Origin of the sequence: Streptomyces sp. NPDC048516 (genome assembly GCF_043199875.1) — a bacterium.
In the GTDB taxonomy this organism is placed as follows: domain Bacteria; phylum Actinomycetota; class Actinomycetes; order Streptomycetales; family Streptomycetaceae; genus Streptomyces.
In genome coordinates this window covers 76,178-100,031 of record NZ_JBICWS010000011.1, presented here as the reverse complement: position 1 = coordinate 100,031, position 23,854 = coordinate 76,178, and the positions used below count along the sequence as shown (strand labels likewise).

At 69.4% G+C, this 23,854-nt stretch carries 23 protein-coding genes; 20 read left to right on the top strand and 3 right to left on the bottom strand.

Translation table 11 applies throughout. The features are described from left to right. Positions 1-30 precede the first annotated feature (30 nt). A complete protein-coding gene (locus ACGFR7_RS22535; protein WP_393321997.1) occupies positions 31-1,005 on the bottom strand; it encodes a RecB family exonuclease in 975 nt (324 codons plus the stop codon). A 174-nt stretch (positions 1,006-1,179) separates the two neighbouring features. Here ACGFR7_RS22535 and ACGFR7_RS22530 point away from each other — a divergent pair, with 174 nt between their 5' ends. From ACGFR7_RS22530 to ACGFR7_RS22520, 3 genes are all read left to right on the top strand, one after another. After that, a complete protein-coding gene (locus tag ACGFR7_RS22530; RefSeq protein WP_393321995.1) occupies positions 1,180-2,442 on the top strand; it encodes a site-2 protease family protein in 1,263 nt (420 codons plus the stop codon). Positions 2,443-2,509: 67 nt separating this feature from the next. Then, on the top strand, positions 2,510-3,436 hold the full coding sequence (locus ACGFR7_RS22525) for a tRNA (adenine-N1)-methyltransferase (protein WP_393321992.1): 927 nt from the start codon (positions 2,510-2,512) through the stop codon (positions 3,434-3,436). Between the two features lie 204 nt (positions 3,437-3,640). Then, positions 3,641-4,216, top strand: coding sequence for a hypothetical protein (locus ACGFR7_RS22520; protein ID WP_393322395.1), 576 nt, complete (start codon positions 3,641-3,643; stop codon positions 4,214-4,216). Positions 4,217-4,261: 45 nt separating this feature from the next. Here the strand turns inward: ACGFR7_RS22520 and ACGFR7_RS22515 are convergent, their stop codons facing one another. After that, entirely contained in the window at positions 4,262-4,555 is a 294-nt protein-coding gene (locus ACGFR7_RS22515) for a ferredoxin (RefSeq protein ID WP_088796882.1), read from the bottom strand. Between the two features lie 249 nt (positions 4,556-4,804). Here ACGFR7_RS22515 and arc point away from each other — a divergent pair, with 249 nt between their 5' ends. From arc to prcA, 6 genes are all read left to right on the top strand, one after another. After that, a complete protein-coding gene (arc, locus tag ACGFR7_RS22510; protein ID WP_088796881.1) occupies positions 4,805-6,571 on the top strand; it encodes a proteasome ATPase in 1,767 nt (588 codons plus the stop codon). 276 nt (positions 6,572-6,847) lie between these two features. Next, positions 6,848-8,359: a depupylase/deamidase Dop gene (dop, locus tag ACGFR7_RS22505; RefSeq protein ID WP_393321988.1), complete on the top strand. Its 1,512-nt coding sequence runs from the start codon at positions 6,848-6,850 to the stop codon at positions 8,357-8,359. Between the two features lie 189 nt (positions 8,360-8,548). Further along, positions 8,549-8,767 carry a ubiquitin-like protein Pup gene (locus ACGFR7_RS22500; protein ID WP_088796879.1) on the top strand — a complete coding sequence of 73 codons (219 nt, stop codon included), beginning with the start codon at positions 8,549-8,551 and terminating at the stop codon, positions 8,765-8,767. Between the two features lie 135 nt (positions 8,768-8,902). Continuing rightward, positions 8,903-9,205 carry an endonuclease domain-containing protein gene (locus ACGFR7_RS22495; protein WP_393321985.1) on the top strand — a complete coding sequence of 101 codons (303 nt, stop codon included), beginning with the start codon at positions 8,903-8,905 and terminating at the stop codon, positions 9,203-9,205. After that, the gene (gene prcB, locus ACGFR7_RS22490; protein ID WP_393321982.1) at positions 9,157-10,002 is read left to right on the top strand and encodes a proteasome subunit beta; all 846 of its coding nucleotides are present in this window, start codon (positions 9,157-9,159) and stop codon (positions 10,000-10,002) included. The genes ACGFR7_RS22495 and prcB overlap by 49 nt, the downstream gene beginning before the upstream one ends. 69 nt (positions 10,003-10,071) lie before the next feature. Then, a complete protein-coding gene (gene prcA / locus ACGFR7_RS22485; RefSeq protein ID WP_393321979.1) occupies positions 10,072-10,944 on the top strand; it encodes a proteasome subunit alpha in 873 nt (290 codons plus the stop codon). Between the two features lie 70 nt (positions 10,945-11,014). Here the strand turns inward: prcA and ACGFR7_RS22480 are convergent, their stop codons facing one another. Continuing rightward, positions 11,015-12,064: a LacI family DNA-binding transcriptional regulator gene (locus tag ACGFR7_RS22480; protein WP_393321976.1), complete on the bottom strand. Its 1,050-nt coding sequence runs from the start codon at positions 12,062-12,064 to the stop codon at positions 11,015-11,017. Between the two features lie 121 nt (positions 12,065-12,185). Between ACGFR7_RS22480 and ACGFR7_RS22475 the strand changes: the two genes are divergently transcribed. From ACGFR7_RS22475 to ACGFR7_RS22425, 11 genes are all read left to right on the top strand, one after another. After that, on the top strand, positions 12,186-13,448 hold the full coding sequence (locus ACGFR7_RS22475; protein WP_393321973.1) for an MFS transporter: 1,263 nt from the start codon (positions 12,186-12,188) through the stop codon (positions 13,446-13,448). Between the two features lie 9 nt (positions 13,449-13,457). Continuing rightward, the gene (gene pafA, locus ACGFR7_RS22470; RefSeq protein ID WP_129297219.1) at positions 13,458-14,819 is read left to right on the top strand and encodes a Pup--protein ligase; all 1,362 of its coding nucleotides are present in this window, start codon (positions 13,458-13,460) and stop codon (positions 14,817-14,819) included. A 237-nt stretch (positions 14,820-15,056) separates the two neighbouring features. Further along, complete coding sequence (locus ACGFR7_RS22465; protein ID WP_393321970.1) at positions 15,057-15,965, top strand: FKBP-type peptidyl-prolyl cis-trans isomerase; 909 nt, start codon at positions 15,057-15,059, stop codon at positions 15,963-15,965. Between the two features lie 57 nt (positions 15,966-16,022). Next, positions 16,023-16,397: an FKBP-type peptidyl-prolyl cis-trans isomerase gene (locus tag ACGFR7_RS22460; RefSeq protein WP_018087767.1), complete on the top strand. Its 375-nt coding sequence runs from the start codon at positions 16,023-16,025 to the stop codon at positions 16,395-16,397. Positions 16,398-16,563: 166 nt separating this feature from the next. Next, positions 16,564-17,532 carry a helix-turn-helix transcriptional regulator gene (locus ACGFR7_RS22455; RefSeq protein ID WP_393321967.1) on the top strand — a complete coding sequence of 323 codons (969 nt, stop codon included), beginning with the start codon at positions 16,564-16,566 and terminating at the stop codon, positions 17,530-17,532. A 16-nt stretch (positions 17,533-17,548) separates the two neighbouring features. After that, the gene (locus ACGFR7_RS22450) at positions 17,549-18,499 is read left to right on the top strand and encodes a helix-turn-helix transcriptional regulator (protein ID WP_393321965.1); all 951 of its coding nucleotides are present in this window, start codon (positions 17,549-17,551) and stop codon (positions 18,497-18,499) included. A 58-nt stretch (positions 18,500-18,557) separates the two neighbouring features. After that, a complete protein-coding gene (locus ACGFR7_RS22445) occupies positions 18,558-18,818 on the top strand; it encodes a hypothetical protein (protein ID WP_393321963.1) in 261 nt (86 codons plus the stop codon). Positions 18,819-18,835: 17 nt separating this feature from the next. Then, positions 18,836-19,039, top strand: coding sequence for a hypothetical protein (locus ACGFR7_RS22440; protein ID WP_381646287.1), 204 nt, complete (start codon positions 18,836-18,838; stop codon positions 19,037-19,039). Between the two features lie 216 nt (positions 19,040-19,255). Further along, a complete protein-coding gene (tatA, locus tag ACGFR7_RS22435) occupies positions 19,256-19,543 on the top strand; it encodes a Sec-independent protein translocase subunit TatA (protein WP_393322393.1) in 288 nt (95 codons plus the stop codon). Positions 19,544-19,605: 62 nt separating this feature from the next. Next, positions 19,606-20,568, top strand: a complete 963-nt coding sequence (gene tatC / locus ACGFR7_RS22430; protein WP_393321960.1) for a twin-arginine translocase subunit TatC — start codon at positions 19,606-19,608, stop codon at positions 20,566-20,568. Between the two features lie 352 nt (positions 20,569-20,920). After that, the gene (locus ACGFR7_RS22425; protein WP_393321957.1) at positions 20,921-23,737 is read left to right on the top strand and encodes a DEAD/DEAH box helicase; all 2,817 of its coding nucleotides are present in this window, start codon (positions 20,921-20,923) and stop codon (positions 23,735-23,737) included. Positions 23,738-23,854: the final 117 nt, after the last annotated feature.

The window sequence follows — 23,854 nt, the reverse complement described above, 5'->3', positions numbered from 1 at the left end:
GGGCGATCGGCGCCTGGTAGGGCAACTGCGCTAGATGTCCCCCATTCTGCCCTGCGGCACCCCACCGCCCTCCGGCGGGCGGATCCGCAGCGGATACACCGGGGGAGTGCCGCCGAATTCCGGACAGTGCGCCTGGTGGTCGCACCAGCCGCACAGCTTGGTCGGCCGCGGCCGCCAGTCGCCGGTCTCCGTCGCCAGCAAGATCGCCTCCCACAGCGCCAGCAACTTCCGCTCCACGGCCCGCAGATCGGCCTCACCCGGGTCGTACGTCACCACATCGCCACTGCCCAGATAGACCAGCTGCAGCCGCCGCGGCACCACACCCCGCAGCCGCCACATCACCAGCGCATAGAACTTCATCTGGAACAGCGCGCCCTCGGCGAACTGCGGCCGCGGCGCCTTGCCGGTCTTGTAGTCGACGATCCGCACCTCACCCGTCGGCGCGACATCCACCCGGTCGATGAACCCCCGCAGCTGCAGCCCCGAATCCAGCACCGTCTCGACGTAGAGCTCGCGGTCCGCCGGCTCCAGCCGCGTCGGATCCTCCAGCGAGAACCACCGCTCCACCAGCGCCTCGGCCTCCGCCAGCCACTGCGCCAGCCGCTCACCCTCCGCGTCGTCCGCGAACAGCTCCGCCAGCTCCGGCCGCTTGGCCAGCAGCTTCTCCCACTCGCCCGGGACCATCGCCCGCGCCCCGACGGCCGTACGCTCCGCCGCCGGCGCGTCGAAGAGCCGCTCCAGCACCGCATGCACGACCGTGCCGCGGGTCGCCGCCGGGCTCGGCTTCTCGGGCAGTCTGTCGATCACCCGGAACCGGTAGAGCAACGGACACTGCATGAAATCGCTCGCCCGCGACGGCGACAGCGCCACCGGCGGCCGCGGCGACTGCTCCCGGCCCGGCGCCCCCGACCCGGCAGCCTTCGTGCCCGCCCGGGCAGCCACCGTGCCCGCCCCGGCTTCCCCGCCCTGTGTGCCCGCCCCGGCCTGCTCCGTGCTCCATCCCATGCCACAAAACCCTACGGCCCGCCACTGACAGGCGCGGACGGGTCACCGCGCGAGGGCCCCGCAGCGGATCGGGCCGGGGCACTCCGCATACCATCGACGCCGGACCCCTGCGCCCTGCATGATCGAGATATCAGGCCGAGCAGGGGCGAATGCCGTATTCGATGAGGGGACGCCGTGGACGAGAGCGGGAAGTCGCAGGACCCCGAGGAGTCCGTGCGGCCCCAGCCGCCCGAGCCGCCCGAGGGCAGCAACGGGCCCAAGGCACCCACGCCGGGCAAGAGGAAGCCCGGCGGTGGCGGCATCCTGATGGGCCGTCCCTTCGGCGTGCCCGTCTACGTCGCGCCCAGCTGGTTCCTCGTCGCCGCCCTGATCACCTGGGTCTTCGGCGGCCAGCTGGAGCGCGTACTGCCCGAGCTCGGCGCCGCCCGCTACCTCGTCTCGCTGTTCTTCGCGGTCGCCTTCTACGCCTCGGTGCTCGTCCACGAGCTGGCCCACACCGTTGCCGCGCTCCGCTTCAAGCTCCCCGTACGGCGCATCCAGCTGCAGTTCTTCGGCGGCGTCTCGGAGATCGAGAAGGAGACCGAGACCCCCGGCAGGGAGTTCGTCCTCGCCTTCGTCGGCCCGCTGCTCTCCCTCGTCCTCTCCGGGGTCTTCTACGCCGGTATGCAGCTGGTCGAACCCGACACCGTCCCCGGCGTCCTGCTCACCGGCCTGATGGTTTCCAACCTCATCGTCGCGATCTTCAACCTGCTGCCCGGGCTCCCCCTGGACGGCGGCCGGATGCTGCGCGCCATCGTCTGGAAGATCACCGGAAAGCCCATGAGCGGCACCATCGCCGCCGCCTGGGTCGGCCGCGCGCTCGCCGTCACCGTCCTCATCGGCCTGCCGCTGCTCACCCACACCGGCGTCCTCGGCACCGCCCGCCCCGAGATCGGCGGCGCCGACTCGCTCACCGACGCCCTGCTCGCCGCGATCCTCGCCGCGATCATCTGGACCGGCGCCGGCAACAGCCTGCGCATGGCCCGCCTGCGGGAACGGCTCCCCGACCTCACCGCCCGCACCCTGACCCGGCGCGCCGTCCCCGTCGAGACCGACACCCCGCTCTCCGAGGCACTGCGCCGCGCCAACGACGCCGGCGCCCGCGCCCTGGTCGTCGTCGATCGCCAGGGCACCCCCACCGCCCTCGTCCGCGAGGCCGCCATCATCGGCGTCCCCGACCACCGCCGCCCCTGGGTCGCCGTCGGCACCCTCGCCCAGGATCTCAAGGACGGTATGCGGGTCTCCGCCGAACTCGCCGGTGAGGACCTTCTGGAGTACCTGCGCGCCACCCCCGCCACCGAATACCTCGTCATCGAGGAGACCGGCGAGATCTACGGCGTCCTGTCCACCGCCGACGTCGAGCGGGCCTTCGTCTCCGCCATGGCCCGCAAGGCCTGACCCCGCGCCGGCCGTCTCCGGCCGCCCACTGGTCCGCGGCGTCCCGACGGGCCGGTAGGCTGGTCACATGTCCGAACCGACCGGTGCCGCCCGCCGTCGCGGGCCCTTCAAGGTCGGGGACCAGGTCCAGCTCACCGATCCCAAGGGACGCCACTACACCTTCACGCTCGAAGAGGGAAAAAGCTTCCACACCCACAAGGGAGCTTTCCCCCACGACGAGCTGATCGGTGCTCCCGAGGGCAGCGTTGTCCGTACCACCGGGAACGTCGCCTACCTCGCGCTGCGCCCGCTGCTCCCCGACTATGTCCTGTCCATGCCCCGCGGTGCCGCCGTGGTCTACCCCAAGGACGCGGGGCAGATCCTGGCGATGGCCGACATCTTCCCCGGCGCCCGCGTCGTCGAGGCCGGTGTGGGCTCCGGCTCGCTCAGCAGCTTCCTGCTGCGCGCCATCGGCGACGACGGCATGCTGCACTCCTACGAGCGCCGCGCCGACTTCGCCGAGATCGCCACCCAGAACGTCGAGCGCTACTTCGGCGGCCCGCACCCCGCATGGACGCTCACCGTCGGTGACCTCCAGGACAACCTCTCCGACACCGACGTCGACCGCGTCATCCTCGACATGCTCGCCCCCTGGGAGTGCCTGGAGGCCGTCTCCAAGGCCCTGGTCCCCGGCGGCATCCTCTGCGCCTACGTCGCGACGACGACGCAGATGGCCCGCACGGTCGAGGCGATCCGCGAACACGGCACCTTCAACGAGCCCTCGGCATGGGAAACCATGGTCCGCACCTGGCACGTCGAGGGCCTGGCCGTCCGCCCCGACCACCGCATGATCGGCCACACCGGCTTCCTGCTGACCGCCCGCCGGCTCGCCGACGGGGTCGAGCCCCCGCTGCGCCGCCGCCGTCCCGCCAAGGGCGCCTACGGCGAGGACTACACAGGACCGGGCAAGGACCAGGCGGCCGCCTCCCAGGGCAGCTCCGCCGAGCGCGGCTGACCGCCCGGATCCGGCCACCGAATCGCCAGGCGCCGCCGACGAGTTCCCTCCCGGGAACCGCCGGCGGCGCTCCTTCCTTTCCCCCCCACCGGATCTGCACGGAAAACTCCGGCCCGGCCGGTTCCTTGGCGCACCCTCCTGTGGAACGATGCTGGGCACTCCCACCGGTACAGCACTTCACAGGAGTTATCCCGCGTGCAGCCCATGGCAGGCCAGGACCTTTTGCACACCCAGCCGCGCCCCATGCACTGGCTCGCCACGGCCACCGCCATCTCGGCAGTAGTGGCGGCCGCGTCCTTCGTCCAGCCCCCCGACGCCAAGGCCACGACCTCCCCCGTTGCCGCGGCCGGCCCCCGCCGCGCGGCCGCCCCCGACCCGGGCAAGGTGACCTTTCCTGTCGACTGCGGCCCCAACCGCCTCGACGTGGTGAAGAAGGCCTCCGGGGACCTCGACGGTGACGGGACGACCGAGACCGTTGCCGTGGTCCGCTGCCACAGCCAGACCGGCACCCCGCCCAGTGGCGTCTACGTGCTCGCGCGGCCGTCCGGCCCCAAGGCCGCACCCCGGATCGTGGCGACCCTCCTCGCCCCCGCCCGCCGCCGCACCGTCCAAACCCTCACGGTCAAGGATGGCGGGATCTCAGCGGCCCTGCTGGGCTACTCCACGCTCGACGTCCCGCGCTGCTGCCCCGATGTGCACCAGAGCGTCAAGTGGCAGTGGAAGGGCGGGAAGTTCATCCAGAGCGAACTTCCCGAGGCCATGAGCACCCAGGGTTTGTGATCTGTCACATCATGTGTCCGGCCGGCGCGGTCCGCGCCGCGCCGGCTACTCCGCGTCCGGGCCGTAGACCTCGACCAGGTCCTTGACGCGGCGGACGTGGATGCAGTCCCCGGGGCACTCCTTCGCGGAGTCCCGGACGTCATCGAGCAGCTTCAGCGGGACGGGGGTTGTGGCCCCCTTGTCCTGCAGCAGCTCGTCCTCGGTGCTCTTCACATAAGCCAGCCCGTCGATGTCGAGCTCGAAGACCTCCGGCGCGTACTGCGCACAGATGCCGTCCCCGGTGCACAGATCCTGGTCGATCCACACTTCCAGCTCTGGGGCTTCGTCCTGCGCGGTCATCTCGCCTGCCGTTCCTGCGTACGTGAACCGTTTTTGTCTAAGTGGCGCCAGCCCTGACGGGTGTTGACCGACTCGACGATACAACCGCTCGCTTTCCGATGTTGATGGGTGGGTATTCCCTTGGCGTGAGGACGTGCGCAAGGGTGAAGATCGGACACGCCCCGACAGTCTTTTCGATCTAGGGGTTTCAACCTGCACCGGCCCAGGTAGGGTCAGGAAGCGTCCAGCTCCTTGGAGGAGGTGAGGACCGTGGCAGCCCACGACGACGACATCAACCGCGGCATCCGGCCGGGGCGGGGGTCTGAAGATCCCGCCGGCCAGGTTGCCTATCTCGAGCAGGAGATCGCCGTCCTGCGACGCAAGCTCGCCGACTCTCCGCGTCACACGAGGATTCTCGAAGAGCGGATCGTCGAGCTGCAGACCAACCTGGCCGGCGTCTCGGCGCAGAACGAGCGTCTCGCCAATACTCTCCGCGAGGCCCGCGACCAGATCGTGGCGCTCAAGGAGGAGGTCGACCGGCTCGCGCAGCCGCCGGCCGGCTTCGGTGTCTTCCTGCAGGCGAACGAGGACGACACGGTCGACATTTTCACCGGAGGCAGAAAGCTCCGGGTGAATGTCAGCCCCAGTGTGGAGACGGGGGACCTCAGGCGGGGCCAAGAGGTCATGCTCAACGAAGCGCTCAACGTGGTCGAGGCCATGGAGTTCGAGAGCGCCGGCGACATCGTCACCCTCAAGGAGATCCTGGAGGACGGCGAGCGTGCCCTGGTGATCGGGCACACCGACGAGGAACGGGTGGTCAGGCTCGCCGAGCCGCTGCTGGACATCACCATCCGCCCCGGCGACGCCCTGCTCCTCGAGCCCCGTTCCGGCTACGTCTACGAGGTCATCCCGAAGAGCGAGGTCGAGGAGCTCGTCCTCGAAGAGGTCCCGGACATCGACTACACCAAGATCGGCGGTCTGGGCGGCCAGATCGAACTGATCAGGGACGCGGTCGAGCTTCCGTACCTCTACCCCGACCTCTTCAAGGAGCACGAACTCCGTCCGCCCAAGGGCGTCTTGCTCTACGGCCCGCCGGGCTGCGGCAAGACGCTCATCGCCAAGGCGGTCGCCAACTCCCTTGCCAAAAAGGTCGCCGAGGTGACCGGGCAGCCCGCGGGGAAGAGCTTCTTCCTCAACATCAAGGGCCCCGAGCTGCTCAACAAATACGTCGGTGAGACGGAGCGGCACATCCGGCTGGTCTTCCAGCGGGCCAGGGAAAAGGCGAGCGAGGGCACCCCCGTCATCGTCTTCTTCGACGAGATGGACTCCCTCTTCCGCACCCGGGGGTCCGGTGTCAGCTCGGACGTGGAGAACACCATCGTCCCGCAGCTGCTCTCCGAGATCGACGGTGTCGAGGGCCTGGAAAACGTGATCGTGATCGGTGCCTCGAACCGCGAGGACATGATCGACCCGGCGATCCTGCGCCCCGGCCGTCTCGACGTGAAGATCAAGATCGAGCGACCGGACGCGGAGGCCGCCAAGGACATCTTCTCGAAGTACCTCACGGAAAATCTTCCGCTGCACTCCGACGACCTCGCCGAACACGGCGACTCGCGGAAGGCCGCAGTGAGCGGAATGATCCAATCCGTCGTGGAGCAGATGTACGCGGAATCCGAGGAAAATCGCTTCCTGGAGGTCACCTACGCCAATGGTGACAAGGAAGTCCTCTATTTCAAGGACTTCAACTCCGGTGCGATGATCGAAAACATCGTAGGACGCGCAAAGAAGATGGCCATCAAGGCCTTCCTCGAACACAATCAGAAGGGGCTTCGCGTCTCCCACCTCCTCCAGGCATGTGTGGACGAGTTCAAGGAGAACGAGGACCTGCCCAACACCACCAACCCGGACGACTGGGCCCGTATCTCCGGTAAGAAGGGCGAGCGGATCGTCTACATCCGTACGCTCGTCACCGGAAAGCAGGGCGCGGACACCGGTCGCTCCATCGATACGGTGGCGAATACCGGCCAATACCTGTAACACCGCTCTCCGGCTGCGGATGTCCTGCACGGGGCGTCCGCAGCCGGACGCTTTTCCGGAGGCGCCGGAACCGCACCCCATAAGGGCGCGGTGCATCAGGGAAAACCGGACTGGAGCAATGACTGTAATGATCTCCCCAGCGCCGCAAAGGCGTTCTAGGCTCTTCGGTACCGCTGCGTCACCCTGTGCGGGCGCGGGGCACGCGCACGGACCGGAGGCACAGCGGTACTTGAGCGCCGACCCCATCCGGGGGCGCCGCCGGGCAAGGAGGGCCGCATGACCGTACGGCGAGTAATGGGAATCGAGACGGAGTACGGGATCTCCGTCCCCGGTCACCCGAACGCCAATGCCATGCTCACCTCGTCCCAGGTCGTCAACGCCTACGCGGCCGCGATGCACCGGGCACGCCGTGCCCGCTGGGATTTCGAGGAGGAGAACCCGCTGCGGGACGCCCGCGGCTTCGACCTCGCACGCGAGAATGCGGACGCCAGCCAGCTCACGGACGAGGACATCGGCCTGGCGAACGTGATCCTCACCAATGGCGCCAGGCTGTACGTCGACCACGCCCACCCCGAATACAGCGCCCCCGAGGTCACCAACCCGCGTGACGCCGTGCTGTGGGACAAGGCCGGCGAGCGGATCATGGCCGAGGCGGCCGAACGGGCCGCCCAGGTCCCCGGCGCCCAGCCCATCCACCTCTACAAGAACAACACCGACAACAAGGGCGCCTCCTACGGGACGCACGAGAACTACCTGATGAAGCGGGAGACGCCCTTCTCGGACATCGTGCGGCACCTGACGCCGTTCTTCGTCTCCCGCCAGGTGGTCACCGGCGCCGGCAGGGTCGGAATCGGCCAGGACGGCCACGAGCACGGCTTCCAGCTCAGCCAGCGCGCCGACTACTTCGAGGTGGAGGTCGGGCTGGAGACGACGCTCAAACGGCCCATCATCAACACCCGCGACGAGCCGCACGCGGACGCGGAGAAGTACCGCAGGCTCCACGTGATCATCGGGGACGCGAACCTCTCCGAGATCTCGACGTATCTGAAGCTGGGCACCACCTCCCTGGTGCTCTCGATGATCGAGGACGGCTTCATCGCCGTCGACCTGGCCGTCGACCAGCCGGTGCGCACCCTCCACCAGGTCTCGCACGACCCCTCCCTGCAACATCTGATCACGCTCCGCAGCGGCCGCACGCTCACCGGCGTACAGCTCCAGATGGAGTACTTCGAGCTGGCCCGCAAATACGTCGAGGACCGCTACGGAGCGGATGCGGACGAGCAGACCAAGGACGTCCTGACCCGGTGGGAGGACGTGCTCGGCCGGCTGGAGAACGACCCGATGAGCCTGTCCGGCGAGCTGGACTGGGTCGCCAAGCGGGAGCTGATGGAGGGCTACCGGCGCCGTGACGGCCTGGAGTGGGACGCGGCCCGGCTGCACCTCATCGACCTGCAGTACGCCGACGTGCGTCCCGAGAAGGGGCTGTACAACCGTCTGGCGGCCCGCGGGAAGATGAAGCGGCTCCTGGACGAGTCCCAGGTCGAGCGGGCCGAGCAGAAGCCTCCGGAGGACACCAGGGCCTACTTCCGCGGCCGCTGTCTGGAGCAGTACGCGGACGATGTCGCGGCCGCCTCATGGGATTCGGTCATCTTCGATCTGCCCGGGCGTGACTCCCTGCAACGGGTTCCCACGCTGGAGCCACTGCGGGGGACCCGGAAACACGTCAAGGAGCTTCTTGACCGCTGCCGTACCGCGGAGGAGCTGGTGAGGACGCTGTCCGGACGCTGAGCTTCGGCAGGTGCACGACAGAATTCCTCAAGATCCACAGCCGATCCGCGGCTGAAATCGCCGCGGTGCGGGAATCAATGAGGTGACTCCCGGGCGTTGCAGCAACTGCAGGGCCGATGTCGGACCCTGCTTGTAGGGTCGGATCTTGAAGGTCACATCGAGCGGGGCGAACCGAGCGGGGTGAGGGACATGGCGACCAAGGACAGCGGCGGCGGACAGGCGAAGGCCACGCGTTCCACGGAAGAGGTCGAGGAGCAGACAGAGGACGCGCAGGCCTCGGAAGACCTCAAGGAACGCCAGGAGAAGTTGTCGGACGACGTGGACTCGGTGCTGGACGAGATCGACGATGTCCTCGAGGAGAACGCAGAGGACTTCGTGCGCTCCTTCGTTCAAAAGGGCGGGCAGTAGGCCGCGATTCCCATAGAAGCGAAGGCTTGCGGGCGGCGGGGGCTTCGAGTGTCAGAAGAGTCAGGTGTGAAGCGCTGTCCGCGGGCACGGAGGACAAGCCGCGGACAGCCTTCGCAGGGAACAGGGCGATGCCTGATGGGCTGCGGGTCCACTGCCGGGGGTGCGCATCGGCATACCGGGCTCGTCAGCCGGCCAAGGGGCGCAGCCTCCGGCCGCGCGTGCATGTACCGGCCGGCCGCGAGCACTGCCGCCCCCGTGCAGGTGGATCACGATCACGAGACGGGTAAGGTCCGAGGCGTACTGTGCTTCAGTCGCAGTGCAGCCTTGGGTCAATTCAAGGATCGGCCGGACGTATTGAGGCGGGCGGCCGAGTATCTGGAAGGAAACGTGTGGAAGCCAATACCCGAATCACCGGGCGTCTGCCAGCTGCCTTCCTGACGCCTGGATCCTCGTCCTTCATGGATTTCCTCGGCGAGCACTCGCCCACGCTGCTGCCGGGCAACCGCCCGTTGCCGCCGGTGCAGGGTGCCATCGAGGCGCCGCACGGCACGACGATCGTCGCCGCGGCGTTCCCCGGAGGCGCGGTGCTCGCGGGCGACCGGCGGGCGACCATGGGCAATGTCATCGCGCAGCGTGATATCGAGAAGGTTTTCCCGGCCGACGAGTATTCGGCGGTCGGCATCGCGGGTACCGCGGGCCTCGCGGTGGAGATGGTCAAACTCTTCCAGCTGGAGCTGGAGCACTTCGAGAAGGTCGAGGGTGCCCAACTCTCCTTGGAGGGCAAGGCGAATCGTCTGTCGACGATGATTCGCAGCAACCTGGGCATGGCCATGCAGGGTCTGGCCGTGGTGCCCTTGTTCGCCGGATACGACCTCGACCGCGAGAAGGGCCGTATCTTCTCGTACGACGTGACCGGCGGGCGGTCGGAGGAGCACGGTTATGCGGCGACGGGTTCCGGCTCGGTCTTCGCGCGCAGTGCGCTGAAGAAGCTCTTCCGGGAAGATTTCACGGAGGATCAGGCCGCGACCGCCGTCGTCCAGGCGCTCTATGACGCGGCTGACGATGATTCGGCGACCGGCGGGCCCGATATGGGGCGGCGGATCTACCCCATCGTCACGGTGATCACCGAAGACGGCTTCAAGCGGCTCACCGACGACGAGGTCGCCGAGATCGCCCGTGCCGTGCACGAGCGCCGCCTCGAACAGCCCGACGGCCCGCGCGCCGCGCTGCTCTGACGGGACGGATGTTCCGCAATGCTCCCCCAGCTACCGAGAGAGCTTTTGACAGGAAGGGACGGATAGCCGGTGTCGACGCCGTTCTATGTCTCACCCCAGCAGGCCATGGCGGACCGCGCCGAGTACGCCCGCAAGGGCATCGCGCGCGGGCGCAGCGTCGTGGTGCTGCAGTACACCGACGGCGTGGTCTTCGTCGCCGAGAATCCCTCCCGCGCCCTGCACAAGGTCAGCGAGATCTATGACCGGATCGCCTTTGCGGCGGTCGGCAAGTACAACGAGTTCGAGAACCTGCGGATCGGCGGGGTGCGCTACGCCGATCTGCGGGGTTACACCTACGACCGTGAGGATGTGACCGCGCGGGGCCTGGCGAATGTCTACGCCCAGACGCTCGGCACGATCTTCTCCAGCGCCGCCGAGAAGCCCTACGAGGTCGAGCTGATCGTCGCCGAGGTCGGCGCGGCCCCCGAGGACGACCAGATCTACCGCCTGCCGCACGACGGCTCGATCGTCGACGAGCACGGCTCGGTGGCGGTCGGCGGCAACGCGGACCAGATCAGCAGCTATCTCGACCAGCGCCACCGCGACGGTATGACGCTGGCCGAGGCGCTCAAGCTGGCCGTGGAGTCGCTGTCGCGGGACAACAACGGCGGCGAGCGCCGGCTGACCGCCGAGCAGCTGGAGGTCGCGACGCTGGACCGCACGCGTCCCCAGCAGCGCAAGTTCAAGCGGATCCTGGGGCGGCAGCTGTCCCGGCTGTTGGACGAGAGCGGCGGGGCGGACACCGGGGAGGCGGCGGACGCGGATGAGGGCGCCGGTGCCGGGGAGTCCGGGTCCACCGCCGGGGGAAGCGGCGACAAGGGCGCGAAGGACAAGGAAAGCAAGAAGGACAACGGCAAGGGAGCGTCGGGCGAGGAGGGCTCCGACGGGGAGCCCCTGCTCTGACGTCATGCTGCGGGGCGTGTCCCCGGTCGCGCGCCCCGGTGGGTCACTGCCCGCCGGGGCGCGCCGCGTTTCACGGGGTGTCCGCGGCCGCGGCGGTGGAGCCCCGGGTGATCAGTTCCACCGGCAGGGTGGGGGCCTCGGCCGGGTGACCGTCGAGCACGCTCATCAGGGCCCGCATCCCGGCCTCGCCGAACTCCTCGGCGGGCAGCCGTACGGTCGTCAGTTCCGGCTCGACGGCGAGGGCGAGGGCCAGGTCGTCGAAGCCGGTGACGGAGACGTCCTCGGGCACCCGCAGGCCCAGTCGGCGTGCGGCTTTGCAGGCGCCCGCGGCGATGATGTCGTCGTCGCAGAGCAGGGCCGTGGGGCGGGGGCCCGGGGCGGTCAGGGCGGCGTGGGCGGCGTGCAGCCCGGCGTCGACACCGAAGGCGGACGGCTGCCGGCGCAGCAGTGCGCCGGGGGTGCCCCCCAGGGCTCCGGCGACGGCGCGGGCGCGCAGATCGAAGGTCCAGGAGTCCACATCGGCGGCGAGGTGGGTGATGCGGCGGTGGCCGAGGGCCGTCAGATGGCTGGTCATCTGCCGGACGCCGTCGGCGATGTCGAGGTTGACGGTGGCGGTGGCCCGGTCGTCGTCGGGGTCGCTGTCCAGCATGACCAGCGGCAGGTCCGCGTCGCGGAGCGCGGTGAGGGCTTCGGCGGCCATCGATGAGGCGATCACGCCGTCCAGGGTGGCCGCCGCGGAGTCGAAGGGGTCGCGGGCCGGGCCGATGCCCTCGGGGGAGGGGTAGAGGACCACTCCGAAGTCGTGCTCGGCGGCGACCCGGGCCGCGCCGGTGTAGACGCGGGCGAAGAATTCGGTGGTCAGGGCGGGGACGACCAGCAGGACGGTGCGGGTGCGGCCCATCCGCAGGCTGCGGGCGGCGAGGTTGGGGCGGTAGCTCAGCTCGCGGGCGGCGGTGCGGACGGCTTCGGCTTTGGCGGGGGAGACCCGGCCGCGCCATTTGCCGCCTAGGACGAGCGAGACGGTGGCCTGGGAGACTCCGGCGGCACGGGCCACGTCCCGGCTGGTCGTGCGCGCGGTGGCCGGGCGCCGGCCGGGTGTGCTGGTCTCGCTGCTGGTCACCGGGGGTTCGCTCCTTGCGCACGGCGATGGCGGGTGGACTGAGGATGAGGGTCATGATACGTATAACGGCGAAGGTTATACGTAACATGTCCGGCCGGTCCGGACGGAAAAGGGGACAGGGATGGCCGCGGGATATGCGGACCTGCTCAGAACCCGGCACGCGGCCCGGCTTCTGGCGGGGACGCTGGTCGGCAGACTGCCGAACGCCACCGCGGCACTGGCCGTGGTCCTCTTCGTACGCGCCGAGGGCGGCAGCTACGCCCTGGCCGGCGCGCTCTCCGCGGTCTACGGCGTCTGCAACGCCATCGGCCAGCCGCTGCTGGGCCGTGCGGTGGACCTCTACGGTCAGCCGCGGGTGATGCTGCCCGGCGCGGTGCTCTCCGCGCTCGGGATGGCGCTGCTCGCGGCCGTCGGCCTGGACGTGCTGTGGCTCGCCTACGCCGCCATGGTGATCGCCGGGTTCTTCACCCCGCCCCTGGAGGGCGGCCTGCGGGCGCTGTGGCCCGGGGTCCTCAAGCGCGCGGACCGGGTGCACGCCGCCTATGCGCTGGACGCGGTGGCGCAGGAAGTCATGTTCGCGGTGGGACCGTTGCTGGTGACGCTGTGCGTGGCGGCCTGGTCGGAGGGGGCGGCGCTGTTGGTGATCAACCTGCTCGGGGTCCTCGGGGCGCTCTCCGTCGTGGTCTCCGAACCGTCCCGGCAGTGGCGCAGCGGGCCGCGTGAGGCGCACTGGCTGGGTGCGTTGCGCTCGGCCGGGATGCGGGTGCTGATCGGGGCGTTCTTCTTCGTGGGGCTGGCCCTGGGCTCGATCGCGGTCGCGGCGGTGGCGTATGCGGAGGAGCGCGGCGGGGGGACGGTGATCTCCAGCTGGCTGCTGTCCGCGCTGGGCGTCGGCGCGCTGATCGGTGGCCTCGGCTACGGCGCGCGCGAGTGGCCGGGGCGGCCGGAGAGCCGGCTGCGGCTGCTGATCGGGCTGCTGGCGCTGGGCTATCTGCCGCTGGTGCTGGTGCCGGGGGTGGCCGGAATGACGGTGTTGACCGGGGTCGCGGGGGTGTTCCTGGCGCCGGCGCTGGCCTGTGCCTTCGTGGTGGTGGACCGTCATGCGCCCCGGGGCACCGTGACGGAGGCGTTTTCCTGGCTGGTGACGACGTTCGGGGTCGGATCGGCGGTGGGCGCTTCCGTGGTGGGCCCGGCCGTGGAAGGCGGCGGTGCGGTGGCGGGTTTCGCGGTGGCCGGAGCCGGTGGGATCGCCGCGCTGCTCGTCCTTTTGTCGACGAAGCGATTCCTCGGGGATCCCGTGCTGCGTACGGCGGATGCGGCCCCGGCGGAAAATGATCGAAACGGGGCCGTCGAACCCGGTTTCAGAGCAGGCCGTCAGGCGTAATGTTCAGTCATGGACCGCCGCATTTTCGGGCTGGAGAACGAGTACGGCGTCACGTGCACGTTCAGGGGACAGCGCCGACTGTCGCCTGACGAAGTGGCGCGGTACCTCTTCCGCCGTGTCGTGTCATGGGGCCGCAGCAGCAATGTCTTCCTGCGGAACGGTGCCCGCCTGTACTTGGACGTGGGTTCGCACCCGGAATATGCAACTCCCGAGTGCGACAACGTGACCGAGCTGGTCACGCACGACAAGGCCGGCGAGCGCATTCTCGAGGGCCTGCTCGTCGACGCCGAACGCCGCCTGCACGAGGAGGGAATCGCGGGCGACGTCTATCTCTTCAAGAACAACACCGATTCGGCGGGAAACTCCTACGGGTGTCACGAGAATTACCTCGTGGCCCGGCATGGTGAGTTCTCCCGGCTCGCGGACATCCTCATTCCGTTCCTCGTCACCCGTCAGCTGCTGTGTGGCGCGGGCAAGGTGCTGCAGACTCCGCGGGGCGCCGTCTACTGCGTCAGCCAGCGCGCGGAGCACATCTGGGAGGGGGTCTCCTCGGCGACGACCCGTTCCCGGCCGATCATCAACACCCGCGACGAACCGCACGCGGACGCCGAGCGCTATCGCCGGCTGCATGTCATCGTGGGTGACTCCAACATGTCCGAGACGACCATGATGCTGAAGGTCGGGGCCACCGATCTCGTGCTGCGCATGATCGAGGCGGGCACGGTCATGCGGGATCTGACGCTGGAGAACCCGATCAGGGCCATCCGCGAGGTCAGCCATGACATCACCGGGCAGCGCAAGGTGCGGCTGGCCAGCGGGCGCGAGGCCTCGGCGCTCGAGGTGCAGCAGGAGTACTACGAAAAGGCCGTGGATTTCTGCGACCGCCGCGGAATTCGTACGGGCACCGTCGAGCGGGTCCTGGAGCTGTGGGGCCGTACGCTCGAGGCGATCCGGGAGGAGGAGCTCGACCGTATCTCCACCGAGATCGACTGGGTGATGAAACATCAGCTGATCGAGCGGTATCGCACAAAGAACAACATCACCATGTCCCACCCCCGGGTGGCGCAGATAGACCTCGCGTATCACGACATCCATCGCCGCCGGGGGCTTTACTACCTCCTGGAGCGGAAGGGACAAGCGGCGCGGATCTGTAACGACCTGAAGATCTTCGAGGGCAAGTCGGTACCGCCGCAGACCACTCGCGCCAGGCTGCGCGGTGACTTCATCCGCCGGGCGCAGGAGCAGCGCCGTGATTTCACGGTCGACTGGGTGCATCTCAAGCTGAATGACCAGGCGCAGCGGACGGTGCTGTGCAAGGACCCCTTCCGTTCGGTGGACGACCGCGTGGAGAAGCTGATCGCAGGCATGTGACCGGATGCGCGGGATGCGGGAGCATGCCGCCGCCGGTGCCGGGCCGGGTCCCTGCGTCACTCACGGTAGGGACTCCGGCCCGGTCACGTAACGGTGTCTCAGGCGTGTGGTGCCGGTGAAGGGGCCGGTGGGATGGGACAGTGGCGGGTCCGTGTGACACGGGCCCGCCATTGTCGCGTGGCGTGGCTAGAGTGGATCTGTCCATTCACTGATCGCAGCCCGTTTTGAGGGATATACGTGCGCCGACGCCCAATCGCAGCCCTGATCGCCGTGCCCCTGCTTCTCGTTTCTGCAGCGGCCTGCGGCAATGACGACTCATCCGAGGCCGGCTCCGCGCCGGCGGTGAGTGGCCAGGCGGATGCCAAGCCCAAGGTCGACAAGGGTGAGGGCGACCCTCCCAAGAAGCTTCAGGTCAAGGTCCTCAAAAAGGGTGACGGGCCGGAGGTGAAGAAGGGCGAGGCCCTCAACGCCAACTACCTCGGCCAGACCTGGGACGGCAAGGCCTTCGACAACAGCTGGGACCGCGGCGCGCCGGCCACCTTCGAGATCGGCAGCGGCAAGGTCATCAAGGGCTGGGACGAGGGGCTGGTGGGTCAGAAGCTCGGCAGCCGCGTCGAGTTGGTCATCCCGCCGGACAAGGGGTACGGCGCCCAGGCGCAGCAGAACATTCCCGCCAACTCCACGCTGGTCTTCGTCGTCGATCTCAAGAAGATCATGCCGAGCAAGATCGAGGGCAAGCCGGTCGCGCAGAACGACTCCGATCTCCCCAAGGTCGGGACCGCCATCGACGACAAGGCGCCGAAGATCACCCTGCCCAAGGGCCAGGACGCGCCGAAGGACGTCAAGAGCGAGACGATCATCCAGGGCAAGGGCGCGACGATCAGTGAGAAGAGCATCGTGCGTGCCAACTACACGGTGGTCACCTGGAAGGACGGCAAGGTGATCGCCGATACCTGGGCGCCGGGGCAGCCCGGGGCCCAGGATGTGCCGGTCGCGCAGCTGCCGGGGTGGAAGGAAGGCCTCAAGGGCAAGAAGGCCGGCAGCCGGGTGCTGATCGTGGTGCCCAAGAGCAAGCTGACCGCTCAGCAGCAGAAGTCCATCGGCTCCGATCTGGTGTTCTCCGTGGACGTGCTCAGCGTCAACTGACGCAGATCTGCGAGACTGGCGCCGTAATCGTAAAGATTCGTAAGTAGGAGCACATTCGTGAGCATCGACAAGCCCGAGATCGACTTTCCTGAGGGCCCGGCTCCCACCGAGCTCGAGATCGTGGACCTGACGGAGGGCGACGGGCCGGTCGCCAAGGCCGGGGACACCGTCTCCGTCCACTACGTCGGTGTGTCGTTCAGCACCGGCGAGGAGTTCGACGCGAGCTGGAACCGCGGTAAGCCGCTGCAGTTCCAGCTGGGCGCCGGCCAGGTCATCGCCGGCTGGGACCAGGGCGTGCAGGGCATGAAGGTCGGCGGCCGTCGCCGGCTGACCATCCCCGCGCACCTCGCGTACGGCGACCGCGGTGCCGGCGGCGGCCGTATCGCCCCGGGCGAGACGCTGATCTTCGTCTGCGACCTGGTCTCCGTCTGAGACCGTTGCCGGTCGCGGTGCGCGACCGCCGCTGACGTTTCCGAGGGCCCGTGCCGTGATGGCGCGGGCCCTCGGGTGTGTGTCCGCCTGCTCACCCGTCCGGCTTTGCCCTGACCTCCCCGAGCGGTACGGTCAACGATCGGGAGTTCAACGAGAAAGGGCGTCGATGGCCATTGCCAAGGCCGAGCGGCTGATGAATCTGGCGCTGTGCCTGCTGGGGACGCGACGCCCGCTGACCAAGCGTGAGCTGAGGTCGTCCATCGAGGCCTATATCGAGGCGGGCAGCGACGACTCGTTCAACCGCATGTTCGAGCGCGACAAGGACGATCTGCGCGAGCTGGGCCTGGTCATCGAGACCGTCGAAGGCATCGAGGGCGACATCGGCTACCTCGCCCGCCGTGACAGCAACCGCCTGCCGCCGATCACCCTGGATGCCGAGGAGGCCGCCGCCCTCGGGCTCGCCGCCAAGATCTGGCAGCAGGCGCGGCTGGCCGGTGCCGCCAGCGGCGCGCTCCAAAAGCTGCGCGCGGCGGGAATGCCCCTGGCCGGGGACGGTGCGGACTACGACGCCGGGCAGCCGCACAGCGCCCTGGAACCTCGTATCCCCGCTCATGAAGCCGCCTTCGAACCGTTGATGCTGGCCTGCCGGGACCGCCGCCCGGTCGTCTTCGACTACCGCAAGTCGAACGCCGCCCGCCCCGAGCAGCGGCAGGTCGAACCGTGGATCCTGGAGTGCTGGCGGGGTCATTGGTACGTCGCCGGCTGGGACCGCGAGCGCCAGGCGGAGCGGGTCTTCCGGCTCTCCCGGATCACCGGCAAGGTCCGTTCCCGGCAAGGGGCGTTCACCGCGCCGGTGCCCGACCACGTCACCGTCCGCGAGACCGTCGAGAGCTGGGCGGGGGAGACCGCGACCGGCACGGCCAGGATCAAGCTCCGCGCCGAGCACGGCTATCCGCTGCGGGCCCGCGCGCTCACCGTCCGCGAGCTGGGCGGCGGCTGGGACGAGCTGGAGATCCCCAACGGCCACGGCCTCGACGCCTGGCTGGTGGAGTTCGGACCCGATGTGGTCGTACTGGAACCCGCGGAACTGCGCGCCGAGGTCATCGACCGGCTGCGTGCCGTGGCCAAGGGCTGAGAGGGATACGAGACCCATGGCGACGAACGCGATCGACCAGACCCGCCGGATGCTGTCCCTGGTGACCTATCTGCGCGAGCGCCCCGGCGCCCGCGTCGGGGACGTCGCCCGCGCCTTCGGCATCACCGAGGACGAGCTGATCGGCGACCTCGACGTCCTGCCGATGTGCGGGACGAGCTTCCGCGGCGGCGACCTCCTGGACATCGACACCGACGGCGACCGGATCTGGTGGCACAACCCGGACGACGTCGCCGAGCCGCTGCGGCTGGCGGCCGACGAGGCGACGGCGCTGCTGGTCGCGGCCCGCGCCGTGGCGACCCTGCCCGGGCTGCGCGAGGGCGACCGGCAGGCGCTGCTGCGGGCCACCGCCAAGCTGGAGGCGGCGGCCGGCGAGGCGGCCGGTGCCAGTGCCCGGCTGTCGGTGACCTTCGAGTCCGAGGGCGGGGTCTTCGCCGATGTGGACCGCGCCATCGCCGAGCGGCGGCGGTTGTGGCTGCGGTACTACTCCCCGGCGCGCGACGAACTGACCGAGCGTGAGGTCGACCCGATCCGGCTGTTCGCCGTCGGCCACACCTACATGGAGGCGTGGTGCCGGCTCTCCGAGGCCCGGCGGACCTTCCGGCTCGACCGGGTCGCCGAGATCAAGCTGCTGGACGCCCCCGCCGACCCGCCGCCGGTCGAACTGCGCGATCTGTCGGAGGGACTGGTGCAGCCCGCGGCCGAGGACCCCGAGGTGTCCATCGAGGTCGGGCCCGGCGGCCGCTGGGTCGCCGAGTACTACCCGCACGACAGCGCCGAGGAGCTGCCCGACGGCGGACTGCGCATCACGCTGCGCACCCCCGATCCGGCCTCGCTGCGGCGGCTGGCGCTGCGCCTGGGCCGGGACGGCCGGATCGTGGCGCCGCGGGAGCTCGCCGACAGCGCGCGGCAGGCCGCCGAGCAGGCGCTCGCGGCGTACGGCGAGTGACGGCGGGGCACCCGGTGGCGCACCGCCGTGCGCAGGGAGCAGGAGACGGCAGCGAAGGATGACGACCACGATGGTGACCACCACCCTGGCGGGCATGAGCGCGCCGGTGCTCTTCAAAGCGGCCTGCCCCGACTGCCGGGGCCGCTTCGAGCTGGCCTCGGACGCCTTCCGGCTGGCGATCGGCGCCAGCAGCCGCACCACCTTCTACTCCTTCACCTGCCCCGACTGCCGCCGGGCGGTGCGCAAACCGGCCGGTGAGCGGATCGTCGAGCTGCTGACCGGCGGCGGGGTCCGCACGCTGCGGCTCCACACGGGCTGACCGATAGGCTCGTCCCCATGCTCTGGCCCATGATCGCAATCGCCCTCGGCTTCGCCGGGATCGCCGTGCTCGGCGTCCTGGCCGTACGTGTCTTCGCCGAGGTGCGGCGGCTCGCCCGCCAGGTCGGAGCGAGTTCGGAGCGGATCCAGCGGGCGGCCGAGGACCTGGAGCGGGCGGCGGCACCGCTGGCCGCATCGGCGCAGTGGCGAGAAACGGAGTAGCGGGCGTGACGGGCCGAAGCTCTCGTACGTGTGGACGGTAGGCTGTTCCGCAGGGCCGAAGTATGCGGCGCGGCCCGCTACCGGGAGTGCGCACGGGGGTTGCCCAGCGTTTACCCGTGAGCGTTACGATCGCTGCTAGCACGGCGGGCGGACGGATGTCCGGCCAAGTCAGGTAGCTCCATCCCAGCCGCCTCGGTGAGAAGGTAGACGCTTATGTTGTTCGGAAAGATCGGCGCTCCCGAGATCATTCTCATTCTCGTCGTCGTCGTCCTGCTGTTCGGCGCCAAGAAGCTGCCCGACATGGCCCGCTCGCTCGGCAAGTCCGCCCGCATCCTCAAGAGCGAGGCGAAGGCGATGAAGTCCGAGGGCGGCCAGCAGCAGGAAGCCCCCTCCGACCCGCCGAACCCCGACGCGCAGAGTGCACCCCGGACGATCAAGGCGGCGCCTGGTGACGTGAACGGCGGTCGACCGGTCGCCGAGAACGATCACAGCGTGCAGCGCTGAACCAGGGCTTGACTGTGGCAGTGGCGCGGGCCGCTGCCCGTCGCATGAGATGAGGACGTGGGTTGCTCAAGTCTGCCCCCAAAAAGCAAAAGGTGAAGGACCCCGAGGGGCGGATGCCTCTCGTGGAGCACCTGCGTGAGCTCCGCAACCGGCTCGCCAAGGGCATGCTGGCCATCGTCATTGCGACGGTCGTCGCGGCCTTCTTCTACGAAGCAATCATCAACTTCTTCACGAAGCCGGTGCTGCAGTCGGTGGGCTGCGACTCACTCTTCACCGACCTCGCCAAGCAGGAGAAGGGGTCGCGGTGCGCAAGCATCGTGATGATGGACCTGCTCGGCCCCTTCACCCTCGCGCTGAAGGTCTCCATGGTCGCCGGTCTCATCCTGTCGGCGCCGGTCTGGCTCTACCAGCTCTGGGCCTTCCTCGCCCCCGGGCTGCACCGCAACGAGAAGAAGTACGCGCTCAGCTTCGTCGGCGTGGGCTTTCCGCTGTTCGTGGCCGGCGGTTACTTCGCCTACCGGGTGCTGCCCACCACGGCGAACGTCCTCATCCAATTCACCCCGGCCGGCATCGGCAACCTTCTCACGCTGGACAAACTGCTTGACCTCATCGCGCGGATGGTCATCGTGTTCGGTCTGTCCTTCGAGCTGCCTTTGCTCCTGGTCATGCTGAACTTCGCCGGTGTCATCACCGGCAAGCGCATGCTCGGCTGGTGGCGGGCGATGATCATGGGCATCACGGTCTTCGCGGCGATCGCGACACCGAGTACGGACCCGGTGACCATGCTCGGCCTGGCGGTCCCGATCGTCGCGCTGTACTTCGGTGCGGTCGGAATTGCGCTGGCCAACGATGCCCGGCGGCGGCGACGGCTCGCGTCGGGGCCGGCCGACGACGAGGCCTCCGACCTCGACCTGACGCCTGAGGACATCGGCGAGATCGAGCCGGTGCCGGCGACCGCGGCGCTGCCGGAACAGGCAAGCGGAGACGGCGACGCGAGGCACCGCGGCTTCGACGACGTCACCTGACGAAGCCGGCGGGCCGAGGCCTTCGCACCCGGGCCCGGCGCGGACGGCGCGTGCGGCCCCGTAACGCCGGAACGCCAGAAGGGGGAGGCTCCACAGGAGCCTCCCCCTTCTCGTGGCGCGAGGCCGGTGCGTCGTCGTGGTGCGAGAGGATGAAGGGCGGGGAGCCGACGATGCGGCTCCCCGCCCTTCATTGTGAGCTGCCCCTCTGCCGACCGTGCGGTGACGGGCTCATGTGGCGCTCCCGGGCCTCAGCAGTGCGAGCGACCCGTCATTGCGGGATCGAGGGGCCAGGCAAAGCCTGCGCATAAATATCCGGTCGTTGTCAGAGGTGGCCGGTAGGCTCGTAAGCACGATGACCGAGGACATGTCCCCTGCTGAGCGCTATGCCGCCGCCAAGCTCCGGGCGGCCGAGCAGGCCACCGCACTCGCCCCTTTCCGAGAGATGTACGACTTCGGTCTGGACCCGTTCCAGGTCGAGGCGTGCCAGGCCCTGGAGGCCGGCAAGGGCGTGCTGGTCGCGGCCCCTACCGGATCCGGAAAGACGATCGTCGGCGAATTCGCCGTCCACCTGGCCCTGGAGCAGGGCCGAAAATGCTTCTACACCACGCCCATCAAGGCGCTGTCCAACCAGAAGTACCAGGATCTGGTCAAGCGTTACGGCGCCGAGAAGGTCGGTCTGCTGACCGGCGACAACAGTGTCAACTCCGAAGCCCCGGTGGTCGTGATGACCACCGAGGTGCTGCGCAACATGCTCTATGCCGGTTCCCGGTCGCTGGAGGGCCTCGGCTATGTGGTGATGGACGAGGTGCACTACCTCTCCGACCGCTTCCGAGGCGCCGTCTGGGAAGAGGTGATCATCCATCTGCCCGAATCGGTGACGCTGGTGTCACTGTCGGCGACGGTCTCCAATGCCGAGGAGTTCGGCGACTGGCTGGACACGGTCCGTGGTGACACGGCCGTGATCGTCTCCGAGCACCGCCCGGTGCCGCTGTGGCAGCACGTCCTCGCGGGCCGCCGGATATACGACCTGTTCGAGGAGCGGGACGGGCAGAGCGGCGGCCGCCGCGAGGTCAATCCCGATCTGGAGCGGTTGGCGCGGATGGAGAACAGCCGGCCGACGTTCGGCCGGGACAAGCGCCGGGGCCGCAATCTGCGCGAGGCGGACCGTGAGCGTGAGCGGCGCCAGCGTGCCCGGATCTGGACGCCCGGCCGGCCCGAGGTCATCGACCGCCTCGACAACGAGGGCCTGCTGCCCGCGATCACCTTCATCTTCAGCCGCGCCGGCTGCGAGTCCGCGGTCCAGCAGTGCCTGTATTCGGGCCTGCGGCTCAACGACCAGGAGGGCCGTGAGGAGGTCCGCCGCATAGTGGAGGCGAGGACGGCCGGAATCCCGGACGACGACCTCCATGTGCTGGGCTACTTCGAGTGGCTGGAGGGCCTGGAACGGGGCATCGCGGCGCACCACGCCGGCATGCTGCCGACGTTCAAGGAGGTCGTCGAGGAGCTGTTCGTCAAGGGCCTGGTCAAGGCCGTCTTCGCCACCGAGACGCTGGCGCTGGGCATCAACATGCCCGCGCGTTCCGTGGTGTTGGAGAAGCTGGTGAAGTGGAACGGCGAGCAGCACGCCGACATCACCCCCGGTGAGTACACCCAGCTGACCGGGCGTGCCGGGCGCCGCGGGATCGACATCGAGGGCCATGCGGTGGTGCTGTGGCAGCGGGGGATGAACCCGGGCGCGCTGGCCGGGCTCGCCGGGACGCGTACGTATCCGCTGCGGTCCTCCTTCAAGCCGTCGTACAACATGGCGGTCAACCTCGTCTCGCAGTTCGGCAGGCACCGCTCGCGGGAGCTGCTGGAGATGTCCTTCGCGCAGTTCCAGGCCGACAAGTCGGTGGTCGGGATCACGCGGCAGGTGCAGAAGAACGAGGAGGGGCTGGAGGGCTACCGCGGCTCGATGACCTGTCACCTCGGCGACTTCGAGGAGTACTCCCGGCTGCGGCGGGAGCTGAAGGAGCGGGAGACGGAGCTGGCCAAGCAGGGCGCGGCCCAGCGGCGGGTGGCGGCCGCGGCGGCGCTGGAGAAGCTGAAGCCCGGCGATGTCATCCATGTGCCGACCGGTAAATACGCGGGCCTCGCGCTGGTCCTCGACCCCGGTATGCCCTCGGGGCGGACCAACGGCCATCGCGGCTTCGAGGCACAGGACGGCCCGCGTCCGCTGGTGCTGACCGCCGAGCGGCAGGTCAAGCGGCTGGGATCGATCGATTTCCCGGTGCCGGTCGAGGCGCTGGACCGGATGCGGATCCCCAAGTCCTTCAATGCCCGCAGTCCGCAGTCGCGCCGCGATCTGGCGTCCGCACTGCGGACGAAGGCCGGCCATGTGGTGCCGTCGCGGCACCGCAAGCCCCGCTCGGTGGCGGCCGACGACCGGGAGATCGCCCGGCTGCGGACGGAGATCCGGGCGCACCCCTGCCATGGCTGTGCCGAGCGCGAGGACCACGCCCGCTGGGCGGAGCGCTATCACCGACTGCTGCGCGACACCCGCCAGTTGGAGCGCCGGATCGAGGGGCGGACCAACACCATCGCCCGTACCTTCGACCGGATCTGCGCCCTGCTGACCGAGCTGGACTACCTCGAAGGTGACACGGTCACCGACGAGGGCCGCCGCCTGGCCCGGCTCTACGGCGAGCTGGATCTGCTGGCGAGCGAATGCCTGCGCGACGGCGTCTGGGAGGGCCTTGGCCCGGCGGAGCTGGCGGCCTGCGCCTCGGCGCTGGTGTACGAGGCACGGCAGGCGGACGACGCGGTGGCACCCAAGCTGCCGGCCGGCAAGGCCAGGGACGCGCTGGGGGAGATGGTCCGCATCTGGGGCCGGCTGGACGCCCTGGAGGAGGACCACAAGATCAACCAGGCGGAGGGCGTCGGCCAGCGCGAGCCGGACCTCGGCTTCGCCTGGGCCGCGTACCGCTGGGCCTCCGGCTTCGGCCTCGACGAGGTCCTGCGGGAGGCGGAGATGCCCGCCGGTGACTTCGTCCGCTGGTGCAAGCAGCTGGTCGACGTCCTCGGCCAGATCGCCGCGGCGGCCCCGCCCGGCGGCACGGTGGCGCGTACCGCCCGCAAGGCCGTGGACGGTGTGCTGCGCGGCGTGGTGGCGTATTCGTCGGTGGGCTGAGCGGCAGGGCCGGGACCGGCCCGGCAGTGCGACGGCGCCGCACCCCCGAACCGCGGGGTGCGGCGCCGTCGGCTGTTGCGGCGCAGGGGCGGCGGCTACGGCGCCTGCCGGCCGTCG

What these genes read in the sequence shown, in the direction of transcription:
- ACGFR7_RS22450 (WP_393321965.1), top strand. Translation starts at nt 17,549, where the DNA reads ATGGCGACGAACGCGATCGACCAGACCCGCCGGATGCTGTCCCTGGTG.
- ACGFR7_RS22525 (WP_393321992.1), top strand. Translation starts at nt 2,510, where the DNA reads ATGTCCGAACCGACCGGTGCCGCCCGCCGTCGCGGGCCCTTCAAGGTC.
- ACGFR7_RS22440 (WP_381646287.1), top strand. Translation starts at nt 18,836, where the DNA reads ATGCTCTGGCCCATGATCGCAATCGCCCTCGGCTTCGCCGGGATCGCC.
- ACGFR7_RS22515 (WP_088796882.1), bottom strand. Translation starts at nt 4,555, where the DNA reads ATGACCGCGCAGGACGAAGCCCCAGAGCTGGAAGTGTGGATCGACCAG.
- ACGFR7_RS22455 (WP_393321967.1), top strand. Translation starts at nt 16,564, where the DNA reads ATGGCCATTGCCAAGGCCGAGCGGCTGATGAATCTGGCGCTGTGCCTG.
- ACGFR7_RS22475 (WP_393321973.1), top strand. Translation starts at nt 12,186, where the DNA reads ATGGCCGCGGGATATGCGGACCTGCTCAGAACCCGGCACGCGGCCCGG.
- ACGFR7_RS22500 (WP_088796879.1), top strand. Translation starts at nt 8,549, where the DNA reads ATGGCGACCAAGGACAGCGGCGGCGGACAGGCGAAGGCCACGCGTTCC.
- ACGFR7_RS22495 (WP_393321985.1), top strand. Translation starts at nt 8,903, where the DNA reads ATGGGCTGCGGGTCCACTGCCGGGGGTGCGCATCGGCATACCGGGCTC.
- ACGFR7_RS22520 (WP_393322395.1), top strand. Translation starts at nt 3,641, where the DNA reads ATGGCAGGCCAGGACCTTTTGCACACCCAGCCGCGCCCCATGCACTGG.
- ACGFR7_RS22425 (WP_393321957.1), top strand. Translation starts at nt 20,921, where the DNA reads ATGACCGAGGACATGTCCCCTGCTGAGCGCTATGCCGCCGCCAAGCTC.
- ACGFR7_RS22535 (WP_393321997.1), bottom strand. Translation starts at nt 1,005, where the DNA reads ATGGGATGGAGCACGGAGCAGGCCGGGGCGGGCACACAGGGCGGGGAA.
- pafA (WP_129297219.1), top strand. Translation starts at nt 13,458, where the DNA reads ATGGACCGCCGCATTTTCGGGCTGGAGAACGAGTACGGCGTCACGTGC.
- dop (WP_393321988.1), top strand. Translation starts at nt 6,848, where the DNA reads ATGACCGTACGGCGAGTAATGGGAATCGAGACGGAGTACGGGATCTCC.
- ACGFR7_RS22445 (WP_393321963.1), top strand. Translation starts at nt 18,558, where the DNA reads ATGACGACCACGATGGTGACCACCACCCTGGCGGGCATGAGCGCGCCG.